The 10,892-nt window shown below is 71.6% G+C and carries 10 protein-coding genes; 3 read left to right on the top strand and 7 right to left on the bottom strand.

The window, feature by feature from the left end; all coding sequences use genetic code 11:
- Positions 1-77 precede the first annotated feature (77 nt).
- From cseC to ABD366_RS40635, 5 genes are all read right to left on the bottom strand, one after another.
- Positions 78-1,628: a two-component system sensor histidine kinase CseC gene (cseC, locus tag ABD366_RS40655; RefSeq protein WP_411293757.1), complete on the bottom strand. Its 1,551-nt coding sequence runs from the start codon at positions 1,626-1,628 to the stop codon at positions 78-80.
- A gap of 123 nt (positions 1,629-1,751) precedes the next feature.
- A complete protein-coding gene (gene cseB, locus ABD366_RS40650) occupies positions 1,752-2,480 on the bottom strand; it encodes a two-component system response regulator CseB (RefSeq protein WP_324770787.1) in 729 nt (242 codons plus the stop codon).
- A gap of 48 nt (positions 2,481-2,528) precedes the next feature.
- Positions 2,529-3,200: a hypothetical protein gene (locus tag ABD366_RS40645; protein WP_324770770.1), complete on the bottom strand. Its 672-nt coding sequence runs from the start codon at positions 3,198-3,200 to the stop codon at positions 2,529-2,531.
- 29 nt (positions 3,201-3,229) lie between these two features.
- Complete coding sequence (locus tag ABD366_RS40640; RefSeq protein ID WP_324770771.1) at positions 3,230-3,781, bottom strand: SigE family RNA polymerase sigma factor; 552 nt, start codon at positions 3,779-3,781, stop codon at positions 3,230-3,232.
- 200 nt (positions 3,782-3,981) lie between these two features.
- Entirely contained in the window at positions 3,982-4,893 is a 912-nt protein-coding gene (locus ABD366_RS40635) for an HhH-GPD family protein (RefSeq protein WP_324770772.1), read from the bottom strand.
- A 549-nt stretch (positions 4,894-5,442) separates the two neighbouring features.
- On the opposite strand from ABD366_RS40635, the gene ABD366_RS40630 reads away from it, so the two are divergent.
- Positions 5,443-7,059: a sensor histidine kinase gene (locus ABD366_RS40630; RefSeq protein WP_324770774.1), complete on the top strand. Its 1,617-nt coding sequence runs from the start codon at positions 5,443-5,445 to the stop codon at positions 7,057-7,059.
- A complete protein-coding gene (locus tag ABD366_RS40625; protein WP_324770775.1) occupies positions 7,047-7,727 on the top strand; it encodes a response regulator transcription factor in 681 nt (226 codons plus the stop codon). Before ABD366_RS40630 ends, ABD366_RS40625 begins: the two co-directional genes overlap by 13 nt.
- A gap of 135 nt (positions 7,728-7,862) precedes the next feature.
- On the opposite strand, the gene ABD366_RS40620 is transcribed toward ABD366_RS40625, so the two are convergent.
- Positions 7,863-8,528 carry a phosphatase PAP2 family protein gene (locus ABD366_RS40620; RefSeq protein WP_324770776.1) on the bottom strand — a complete coding sequence of 222 codons (666 nt, stop codon included), beginning with the start codon at positions 8,526-8,528 and terminating at the stop codon, positions 7,863-7,865.
- Positions 8,529-8,713: 185 nt separating this feature from the next.
- Between ABD366_RS40620 and ABD366_RS40615 the strand changes: the two genes are divergently transcribed.
- A complete protein-coding gene (locus tag ABD366_RS40615; protein WP_324770778.1) occupies positions 8,714-9,556 on the top strand; it encodes a hypothetical protein in 843 nt (280 codons plus the stop codon).
- A gap of 106 nt (positions 9,557-9,662) precedes the next feature.
- On the opposite strand, the gene disA is transcribed toward ABD366_RS40615, so the two are convergent.
- Positions 9,663-10,826 (bottom strand): DNA integrity scanning diadenylate cyclase DisA, encoded by a 1,164-nt coding sequence (gene disA / locus ABD366_RS40610; protein WP_411293755.1) that lies wholly within the window; start codon positions 10,824-10,826, stop codon positions 9,663-9,665.
- Between the last annotated feature and the right edge of the window lie 66 nt (positions 10,827-10,892).

Below are 10,892 nucleotides of genomic sequence, written 5' to 3'. Positions count from 1 at the left end.
CTTCGTCCTACGGGCGTCCTACGGGCGCTTCCCTGCCTCCAGGGATGACGCGGCGCCTCATTCCCCGCTGCGGCGCCTTATTTCCTGGTGTCGGGCAGGCGGAGCATCGGGAAGCTGCCGGTGCTCGTCGGGGCGTGCTCGGGCAGCCACAGGACGGCGACGGCGCCCTCCGCCGGGGTGTCGGGATCGGCCCCCGGCGGGCGCACGTTACGGAAGGTGAGGCGGGCACCCAGCACCTGGGCCTGGCCCGCCGCGATCGTCAGACCGAGACCGTGACCGTGCCCCGCGCGGTCGGCGGCGCCGGTGCGGAAACGGCTCGGCCCCTCCTCCAGAAGCTCCTCCGGGAAACCGGGCCCATGGTCGCGGACCCGGATGACGCGACCCTCGACGCTGACCTCTATGGGAGGCCGGGCGTGCTTGGACGCGTTCGCCAGCAGGTTGATCAGGATGCGCTCCAAGCGGCGCGGGTCGGTCGTCACCTCGGACTCGTGGATCACCTGCACGGAGACACCGTCGGCGGCGCGGGCCGTGATCCGGCGCTCCACGAACTCGCCCAGCATGATGTCCTGCAACTCGGCCCGCTCGGCGGCGCTGTCGAGACGCGCCACTTCGAGCACGTCCTCGACGAGCGTGCGCATGGCCTGAGCACGGTCCTTCACCAGCTCGCTCGGCCGCCCCTCGGGCAGCAGCTCGGCCGCCGTGAGGAGCCCGGTGACCGGCGTACGCAGCTCGTGCGCGATGTCCGCGGTGACCCGGCGCTCGGCCTCGAGCCGCTGCTGAAGCGCGTCGGCCATCGCGTCGACGGCCTGCGCGAGATCATCGGTCTCGTCGCGCACGACACCGCCGATCGCTTCCCGTACGCGGACGTCGGTCCCGCCCCGGGCGACCTCGCGGGCCGCGCCGGCCGCCTTGCGCAGACGGCGCGAGAGCTGCCCGCCGATGAGCACACCGAGCGCGCTGCCGCCGAAGACCACCGAGATGGAGCCGATGATCAGGGCCTGGTCGAGGTCCTTCATGACGGTGGCGCTGCGGTCGGTGAAACGGGTGTGCACCGAGAGCAGGTCACCGTTGCCGAGCGGAACCGCGGCCCAGATGTCGGGCACACCGTTCGACGGCTCGGAGACGTAGGTGGCGCGGCGGCCGGACAGCGCCTTGCTGCGCAGCTCGCGCGGCATGTCCGGGTCGTTGACCTTGAACCCGACCGGCAGATTGCCGCCGCGTGCCGAGAACTGCCGCTGGACGAACTGGATGCGCTCGTCCTGGACGTCGCGCGCGTTGTCGAGCATCGAGACGCGGGCCGCGTTGTGCACGACGAGGCTCAGGGCGACGGCGACGAGAGCGCCGACCAGCGCGATGGCCACGCTGATCTTCCACCGCACGCCGGTCCGCAGACTGCGCCGCAGCCGCCGGGGCAGGAGGGCGCGCAGGGTGACGCGGGACCCGGGGCGGGCCCCGCCGGGGACGATGAAGGTCCGGTCGGCGCGGGCGACCCCGGCTGCCAGGCCCTTACCGGCGCCGTTGGGCTTGCCGGCACCGCCGGGGCCACCGGGCCTGCCGGGCGGCTTGTGCGACGGGCCGGTGGAACCGATCGGCTCGCGTGGGTGCGGGGTGTCCGCGGCCCCCTTCATCCCCTTCAACCCCCACATATCCGCTTCCCTATAGGCGTCACCGTCACCGTCACCGTCACCGTCACCGTCACCGTCACCGTCACTGTCACCGGGACCGGGACTGTCAGATTCAACATCAGCTGGTCAGGCCTTCAGCTTGTAACCGAAGCCGCGGACCGTCTCGATGCGGTCCTGACCGATCTTCGTACGCAGCCGCTGTACGTGGACGTCGACGACGCGGGTGTCCCCGCCCCAGCCGTAGTCCCAGACGCGCTCCAGGAGCTTGTCGCGGGACAGGACGGTGCCGGGGGCGGAGGAGAACTCCAGGAGCAGCCGCATCTCGGTAGGGGTCAGCGCCACGGTGACCCCGTCCTTGCGTACTTCCATGCCTTCGGTGTCGATCTCCAGGTCACCGAAGTGCAGGACGCCTCCGTCCGCGCCGGCGGGCTCCTCCGTGGCGCCGGAACTCCCTGCCGCCGGGCCGCCCGCGTGCCCGAAGCGGCGCAGCACGGCACGGATCCGGGCCACGAGCACGGCCCCGTCGAACGGCTTGGTCACGTAGTCGTCGGCCCCGGCCTCCAGGCCGAGCACGACGTCGATGGAGTCCGCGCGCGCGGAAAGCATGATCACCGGGACGGTGGACTCGTCACGGATCCGGCGGCACAGGGAGACCCCGTCGAGCCCCGGCACCATCACGTCGAGCAGCGCGATGTCCGGCCGGTCGGCGCGGAACGCCTCCAGACCGGCGAGCCCGTCGGGCATGGCAGTGACCGCGAAGCCGTCGCGCTCGAGGGCGAGCTGGGTGGCCTCGCGGATGACGTCGTCGTCCTCGACGAACAGCACGTGGGTCTGCTCCCCCTTGCGCTCGCCCATGGCGCCCATGCGGTCTCCATCCGATCTTCTCGAACTCTGTACCTGTACTCAGCCGTCGTCCGTGGGGGCGGGGGACTCCCCGTCCACGGCGTTGCTGTAATCGTTGTGCGTGCGGCTCGCCTGGGCGAACCGGCCTCCGCTCCAGCGGTACGTGAGGATCTCCTCGCCCGAAGGAGAAGCGACCGAGTCACCCTTCTCGTACACCTGCTTGGTGACCACCAGATCACCCCGGTCTATCTCCGCGTAGACCGGGGGCTCCTCGGTCCGGAAGACGTTCCGGTAGTTCCCGCCCTCGTCGCGGTACACGTAGGTCCCGATACCGACGGCGTCACCGCAGGTCATCACATTGACCACGACATCGTTCGACGCACCGCCGGTCAGGTTGCCGTAGCTCACGTCGACCGGGTACTCGTCCGCCACGCACGGCTTCAGATCGCGCTTGATGTCGCTGCTGACCTCGGGGTCGGCCTTCACCAGGCGCACCGCGTCCACGGTCTTCGGAATCCTGGAGGGCGAGGCCGTCGCGGAGGCGGCAGGCTCGGTCGAACCGACCGGGTCCGTCCGGGCGGGGCCCTCGTCGCGGGCGCCCGTCCCTCCGGCGGAACAGGCCACGAGGGCCCCGAGGAAAACCCCGACGGCGGCGAGCCCGGCAACAGCCGACCCCCCCGCCCTCAGAACCCCCGAGACCCTCAGAACCCCTGGAACCCTCAGAACCCGCATAATTCCCTGGAACCGAGAGGCACGTGTTCCTAGGCCGCGCAACGCTCCCGCTCCTCACGTTCGAGCGCGCGGGACACCAGCTCTTCGCGGTCACGGCTCTCCAGCTCCTCACGGAGCCGGGCGAGGGCCCGGTGCAGCGTGCTCTTCACGGTTCCGGCCGACATTCCGAGTGCGGCGGCCGTCTCCTCTGTGGACATCTGCTCCCAGTGTCGCAGCACCACGACGCTGCGCTGCTTCGGTGCCAGCACCTTCATGATGTCCATCAGGAGAGCGCGGTCGGCGTGCTGCTCCGTGGAGTCGTCCACCGTGGACTCGGGAAGCTGCTCGGTCGGAACCTCTTCCAGCTTCCGGGCACGCCACCACTCGGTCCGCGTATTGATCATGACGCGACGCAGATAGGCGTCGGCGAGCCGCTTGTCCGCTATGCCGTCCCACCGCCCGTACGTCCGCACGAGCGCGGTCTGCAGCAGGTCCTGGGCATCGACGGGATCGGGCACCAGACGCCGGGCGCTGCGCAGCAGGGCGTCCTGCCGCGTCCGGACGTACTCCTCGAACTCGAGCACCTCGCCGCCGTGCGCCATGATCAACCGCCTCCCGCTACCTGTTCCCCGTTTCGTCCGCACCGGTCATGTGCGGTCACGAGGAAGAAGTTACGGAGGGGTTGTCACGGCGTTGTCCGTTCCAGCATGCGAGGAACGCACGGCTGTCCGTCGGTTGTGTAACGAACTCTGAGGAAGGCCTGTGCAGCCGCTTTGCCCAGCCGCCCTGCTCAGCAGTCCGCTCAGCCCACGGGCAGCCGGTACAGCCCGCCCGCGAGGGGTTCCACCAGTCCGTCGCCGACGAGGCCGTCCAGGGCGCGGGCCCGCTGCACCGGCTCGTGCCACACGCGGTCGAGAGCGGCCTGCGGCACGGGACCGACGGCGTCCCGCAGCACGGCCAGCAGCTTGCCGCGTACCTGGCGGTCCGTCCCCGCGTACGTCTGTCCGCGCCGAGGCGGCCCGTCGTGCGCGGGCTTACCGGCGAGCCGCCACGCGCACATCGCGGCGATCGGGCACCGGTGGCACTCCTCGTTCTTCGCCGTGCACACCAGGGCGCCCAACTCCATCGAGGCGGCGGCCCACTTGGCGGCGGTGTCGTCCTGCTCGGGCAGCAGTGCGCGGGCGAGCTTGCGCTCGGCGGCGGTGGTGGCGTTCGGCGGGTACTGCACGCCCGCCACGGCCCGGGCCAGGACGCGCCGCACGTTCGTGTCGAGCACGGCGTGCCGCTGCCCGTACGCGAACGAGGCGACGGCGGCGGCCGTGTACTCCCCGATACCGGGCAGGGACAGCAACTGGGCGTGCCCGGTCGGTACGTCGCCTCCGTGCCGTTCCGTTATGGCGACGGCCGCGCCGTGCAGCCGCAGGGCGCGCCGCGGGTAGCCGAGCCGGCCCCAGGCGCGGACGGCTTCGCCGGGGGCGTCCTTCGCGAGGTCGGCGGGCCGGGGCCACCGCTCGACCCACTGCTCGTAGACGGGCAGCACTCGGCTCACCGGCGTCTGCTGGAGCATGAACTCGCTGACCATCACGGACCACGGGCCCGCGTCCGGGCGGCGCCAGGGCAGGTCTCGGGCGTGGTCGGCGAACCAGTCGATGACGGGTTCGTGAAGATCGGAGCGGCCGGGGACGTTCTCGGGGGTCTTCGTGAGCGCAGTCATGGCACCCCGATCCTGCCACGTCGCCGCCCTCGACCGCCGTCGACCCGCGTCGGGCGTCCCGCAGGCGGTTGGCAGTGCGCCGTTTGCACGTACCTGGGTGATGGCTTGCCCCGGCTTGGGGGGCTGGGTGCGGGCCTGTCGTCGAGTCGCGCCCGGCGCTGGGGGCCGCCTTGCCCACCCTGCCGCCCTGGGGGTCCCCCCGGGCGGAGCCTGGGGGAGGCAGATTGCCCAAGGCGGGGGCGGCGGCGGGGTGCCCAAGGCGGGGTCGGCTTGGGATGGCGAATCCGGTGGTCAGTCGGGTACGAGACGTGCGGGTGGGGACGGGTTGGTGTGCCCCCGCAGGACTCCGCAGGCACACAATCCCGGCCCACTCGCCTATGGCGGACAACAGGGGTGGAGACCGAACCGGCCGAGGAGGTACACCAACCCGGCCCCACCCAACCCCCGACACACATACACACATACACGTATACACACACCCACCACACCACCAAAGCCCTGACGATCGACAGGGGCGCTGAGCGACCACCCCCGCGTACCGTCGACGAGGTGACTCCCAGAAGCCGCCCCGCCCTGGCGGCGGACCTGACGCTCTGCGCGGCGCTGGCCCTGCCGATCCTGGTGGTCGAACACCTGCACCTGCACGAACCCAGCACGGTCCGGCAACAGCTGACCGGCCTCGCCGCACTGGCCGCCGCCACAGCCCTGCACCGCCACCGCCCCGCCACCGCGTTCATAGTCGCGGCAGCCCCCGGCCTGGCCGTGGCATCGTCCCTCTTCACCCTCTCCTACGGCCCCGCGCTGGCAGCCTTCGCGTACCTCATGGGCCTGCGCTCCCGAGCCGTACGCCCGTCCCTGCTCGCGTTCGCGACCCTGGCCACCACCGGCACCGTCAAGATCGCGCTCCGCCAGGTGGACCCGGCCGCGGAGTGGCTCGTACTCATGGGCACGCTCCTGTTCGGCGCGGTCTTCCCGTGGCTCATCGGCCGCTACTGGCGCCAGAGCCGCGAACTGACGGCCGCCGGCTGGGCCAGAGCCGCGCAGTTGGAGCGCGAGCACCGCATCGTCGCCGACCGCGCCCGCCTGCGGGAACGGGCCCGCATCGCCCAGGACATGCACGACTCCCTGGGCCACGAGCTGAGCCTCATCGCGGTGCGGGCGGGCGCGCTCCAGGTGGCGCCCGGGCTCGCGGAGACGCACCGCACGGCCGCCGCGGAACTGCGGGCCGCGGCCTCCGACGCCACGGACAGGCTGCACGGGATCATCGGCCTGCTGCGCGAGGAGGACGACGAACCGCCTCCGCTGGCCCCGGCGGGCGAGAGCGTGGCGGAGCTGGTGGAACGGGCGGCGGGCTCGGGCCTGCCGGTCCGCATGGTGGGGGAGCCGGCCCAGGACGACCGCACGGCGTACAGGGTCGTACAGGAGGCGCTGACGAATGCGGCGAAGCACGCGCCGGGCGCCCCCGTCACGGTGGAGGCGGACCACCGGGACGAGACGACGACGCTGACGATCACGAACGGCAGCCCGCGAAAGGTGCCGACTCCGCGGCTCCCACCGGGCAGCGGCACGGGCCTGCTGGGTCTGAACGCCCGGGTCAGCGCGCTGGGCGGCACGTTCGAGGCGGGCCCGTACAAGGCGGGCTTCCGAGTAAGGGCACACCTGCCGGCCCCCACCTCACCCCCGCCCCCACCCCCGCACGCAGCCCCACCCCCACTCCCGTCCCCGGACGACAGGCCCACGGCCTTCGCGTACGCGCGCCGCAGCACGGCCCGCCACAGAGTGGGCCTGGCCTTCGCGGCGGCAGCGGTAGCGGGAACGGTTCTGATCGGCGGGGCGTTCACCTGGTACGCGTACACAAAGACGCACGCCGTCCTGACCCCGCAGGCGTACGCGCAGCTGCGCACGGGCACGCCCCTGGCCGACGTGGCGCCCCGGCTGCCGGACCGCACGATCAGCGACCCGCCGGTGGAGCGCGCGCCCACGCCGCCGCCGGCGCGGGCGGACTGCCGTTACTACCGGGCGAGCGGCGAACTCTTCGTGCCGGTCGAGCATTTCAGGCTCTGCTTCGACGACGACGCGGCGCACACGCTGATCGACAAGGCGGTGATCCCCAGGGCGGGCACGGCCGACCAGCTACAGGAAGAGGAACGCGAATGGGTCCGCTGAACGCTCCGGCGTCCCGCCGCATCAGGGTTCTGCTGGCCGATGACGAGGCGATGATCCGGGCCGGGGTGGGCGCGATCCTCGCGGCGGGCGGCGACTTCGAGGTGGTGGCGGAGGCGGCGGATGGCCGGGAAGCGGTGGAGCAGGCGCGGGCGCACCGCCCGGACGTGGCGTTGCTGGACATCCGGATGCCGCGGCTCGACGGGCTGGCGGCGGCGGAGGAGATCACGGCGACGGTGCCGGGCACGGCGGTGGCGATGCTGACGACGTTCTCCGAGGAGGCGTACGTGGCGCGGGCGCTGGGCGGGGGTGCGACGGGTTTCCTGCTGAAGTCGGGCGACCCGCACGAACTGATGGCGGGTGTGCGGGCGGTGGCGGACGGCGCGGCGTTCTTGTCGCCGAAGGTGGCGCGGCATGTCATCGACGGCCTGGGTGGCGGCCGCCTCTCGCGGGAGGCGGCGGCCCGGCAGCGTGTGGCGACGCTGACACCCCGCGAGAGGGAGGTTCTGGGCCTGGTGGGTGCGGGCCTGTCGAACCCCGAGATCGCGGGGCGTCTGCATCTGGTGGAGGGCACGGTGAAGGCGTATGTCAGCGCGGTTCTAGACCGGTTGGAGGTCAAGAACCGCGTTCAGGCGGCGATCGTGGCGTACGAGGCGGGGCTGCTGCCGTAGCGGGCACAACGCACAACACACAACACACAACACACAACACACAACGCACAACGCACAACGCACAACACACCGCACCTGACACACCATCAAAAGCCGCACCCACAAGCCATCAAAACCCGCTGGCCACAACGGTTTTCACCGCCGATGCGCACCCCCACGCCGCCCCCCGCCAGCCCCGGACACATACCCCGCCCCCACAGGCCCAGGCCCCGCGAACCACCGAACGAGCCCGTTCCCGGACCCCCGCATCGCTTCGGTGAGGCGCGCTCCCGGCCGGGTGACAAGGCGGACGACGAGCAGGGTGACGAGGGTGCCGAGGAGCAGGCCCGCGGCGACGTCGTGCGGGTAGTGCACGCCGACGAAGACCCGGGAGAAGGCCATGAGGATCGCCATCGGCACGGTCAGCAGGCCGATCTTCGGCCAGGCGAGCGCGAGCCCGACGGCGGCCGCGGCGGCGATGGTGGCGTGGTTGCTGGGAAAGGACCAGTCACCGTAGACGGGGCAGTCCACGAGCGACGGCAGCGCTCCCGAGACGGCCCGGCACGGCCGCTCCTCATCGATCCCCGATTTGGCCAACTCGCTGCACACATAGGCCACCGCGGTACCCAGCGGCGCAAGCACCGCGACGGCGAAGGCGCGAGGGTCGCCGCCCCGCGCCCGTGCCCAGGCGACGACGAAGAGTACGGCGAACAGCAGCAGGCCCAGCTCCGTCCAGACCTCCATCAGGTGCTGAAACCATGAAGGAGTGTCGTGGGCGAATTCGGTGATGCTGCGATAGAGATCGGAGTCGATGGTTCCCATGGTGACGGACAGTACGCAATGACGGGGCCGCGTCACATCCTGCGATGGTCGCGGACCGTACCTGACGAAAGACAGGGGTCGGGGCCCTGATCGGGGGGCCGCCCGTGATGATGATCCAAAAAACTTGATGCGCGGGGCGGCGGGTGGGCGCGGGCAACGGCCCGATCTCTCGTAAGGTTTGGGTCGTGGGATCTCTGCGCAATCCGATCGGGCCGCTTCCCTCCTCCATCTACTGGCGCCGGAGGGTCGTTCTGGCGTCCGTTGTGGCGCTGCTCGCGCTGCTCGTCGTATGGATCGTCAACTTGAGCGGCGGGGGCGGGAGCACCGGCGCCGGCGGGTCCAACGGCAAGCATCCGACGGATGCCATCACGCCGGGCCCGTCCGGTTCGGGTCCCGCGATCAGCCAACATCCGGGCGGTCGTGACGAGTCGGGCGGTTCCGGCTCGGGTGACGGCTCGGGTGATTCGGCGGGCGGGGACGGCGCTTCGGGCGGCGGCTCGGGCGGAAGTTCCGACGCGGCGGGCGGTGGGACCGGTGGCGGTGACGGCGCCGGGAACGGCGGGAACGGCAGCGGCTACCTCGGCGGTTCCGCTTCCGGCGACCAGGTCCCGGCCGGTTCCGGTCTGCCCGACTGCACGGCGGGCGGCGTGACGCTGACGGTGCGCAGTGCCCACAACTCGTATACGCCCGGGCAGAAGCCGAAGCTCGAACTGATCGCGAAGAACACGACGGAGAAGACCTGCAAGGTCGATCTCGGTCCGAAGACGGCGGTCGTCACGATCACGAAGGCGGACGGCGACAAGAAGTACTGGTCGTCGGAGGACTGCCCGGCGGGGGCGGGGAGCCGGCTGCTTGAGGTGCCGGCGGGCGGCAAGGTGACGCAGACGCTGGTCTGGGACCGGAAGGCGAGTGCGCCGGGGTGTGCCACGCCTCCGGCCGGGGTTGCGGGGGCGGGGACGTATTTGGTTGAGGTCAAGGGGGCGCAGCTTGCGGAGACTCGGACGTCGTTCGTGCTGAAGTCTGACTGAGCCGAGTTCCTTTGGGGGCCGGGTCGTAGGGGGTTGGGCGCACTGCCACGGGGCTCTGCCCCGGACCCCGCTCCTCAATCGCCGGAGGGGCTTGGATCAGGCCGGCCTAGACGTACCGCTCCAGGATCGACGACTCCGCCAGTCGGGACAGGCCCTCTCGGACGCTGCGGGCGCGGGCCTCGCCGACGCCGTCCACCGTCTGGAGGTCGTCCACGCTGGCGGCGAGCAGCTTCTGGAGGCCGCCGAAGTGCTCGACGAGGCGGTCGATGATCGCCCCGGGCAGGCGCGGCACCTTCGCGAGGAGGCGGAATCCGCGCGGCGAGACGGCCGAGTCCAACGCTTCGGGGGAGCCGGTGTAGCCCAGCGCACGCGCCACGGTGGGCAGTTCGAGCAGTTCGCCGTGGTGCAGGGAGTCCAGCTCGGTGAGGGCTTCGTCGACGGTGCGGGAGCGCTTGGCGGTCGGCTCGGGCACGTAGTCCCGGACGACGAGTTCGCGCTCGGGCTCGACGCCGGCGATCAACTCGTCGAGCTGGAGGGCGAGAAGCCGCCCGTCGGTGCCCAACTCGACCACGTACTCGGCGATCTCGGTGGCGATGCGGCGCACCATCTCCAGGCGCTGCGCGACGGCCGTGACGTCCCGGACGGTGACCAGGTCCTCGATCTCGAGCGCGGAGAGCGTGCCCGCGACCTCGTCGAGGCGCAGCTTGTACCGCTCGAGGGTGGCGAGGGCCTGGTTGGCGCGGGACAGGATCGCCGCCGAGTCCTCCAGGACGCGGCGCTGTCCGTCGACGTAGAGCGCGATGAGCCGCATCGACTGCGAGACCGACACGACGGGGAAGCCGACCTGCTTGCTGACGCGGTCGGCGGTGCGGTGCCGGGTGCCCGTCTCCTCGGTGGGGATCATCGGGTCCGGGACGAGCTGGACGCCGGCCCGCAGGATCTTGTCGAGGTTCGAGGAGACGACGATGCCGCCGTCGAGCTTGCACAGCTCGCGCAGGCGCGTGGCCGTGAACTCGACGTCGAGGACGAAGCCGCCGGTACACATCGTCTCGACCGTCTTGTCGTTGCCGAGGACGATGAGCCCGCCGGTGTTGCCGCGGAGGATCCGCTCCAGGCCGTCCCGCAGCCCCGTGCCGGGCGCCACCGCGCTCAGCGCGGCGCGCATCGAGGCGTCCGCGCCGGAGCTCCCTCCCCCGGACTCAGTCCGGGCGGACCCCCACTTGGGGGACCCCCACTTACCGAGAGCTGCTGCCCGGTCGTTGGCTGCCACTGCACTCCTCCGGATCGCAGACTCTGAGGCGCCGCCCTGGGATTCGGCGCGTTCGCACGCACAGGC

This window comes from Streptomyces kunmingensis (assembly GCF_039533535.1).
GTDB classification, from domain to species: Bacteria; Actinomycetota; Actinomycetes; order Streptomycetales; family Streptomycetaceae; genus Streptomyces; species Streptomyces kunmingensis.
This window is presented reverse-complemented; position numbering and strand designations above follow the sequence as displayed.

Coding starts and splice junctions, on each gene's coding strand:
- cseB (WP_324770787.1), bottom strand. CDS start 2,480: ATGGGCGAGCGCAAGGGGGAGCAGACCCACGTGCTGTTCGTCGAGGAC.
- ABD366_RS40635 (WP_324770772.1), bottom strand. CDS start 4,893: ATGACTGCGCTCACGAAGACCCCCGAGAACGTCCCCGGCCGCTCCGAT.
- ABD366_RS40620 (WP_324770776.1), bottom strand. CDS start 8,528: ATGGGAACCATCGACTCCGATCTCTATCGCAGCATCACCGAATTCGCC.
- ABD366_RS40625 (WP_324770775.1), top strand. CDS start 7,047: ATGGGTCCGCTGAACGCTCCGGCGTCCCGCCGCATCAGGGTTCTGCTG.
- ABD366_RS40640 (WP_324770771.1), bottom strand. CDS start 3,781: ATGGCGCACGGCGGCGAGGTGCTCGAGTTCGAGGAGTACGTCCGGACG.
- ABD366_RS40645 (WP_324770770.1), bottom strand. CDS start 3,200: ATGCGGGTTCTGAGGGTTCCAGGGGTTCTGAGGGTCTCGGGGGTTCTG.
- cseC (WP_411293757.1), bottom strand. CDS start 1,628: ATGAAGGGGGCCGCGGACACCCCGCACCCACGCGAGCCGATCGGTTCC.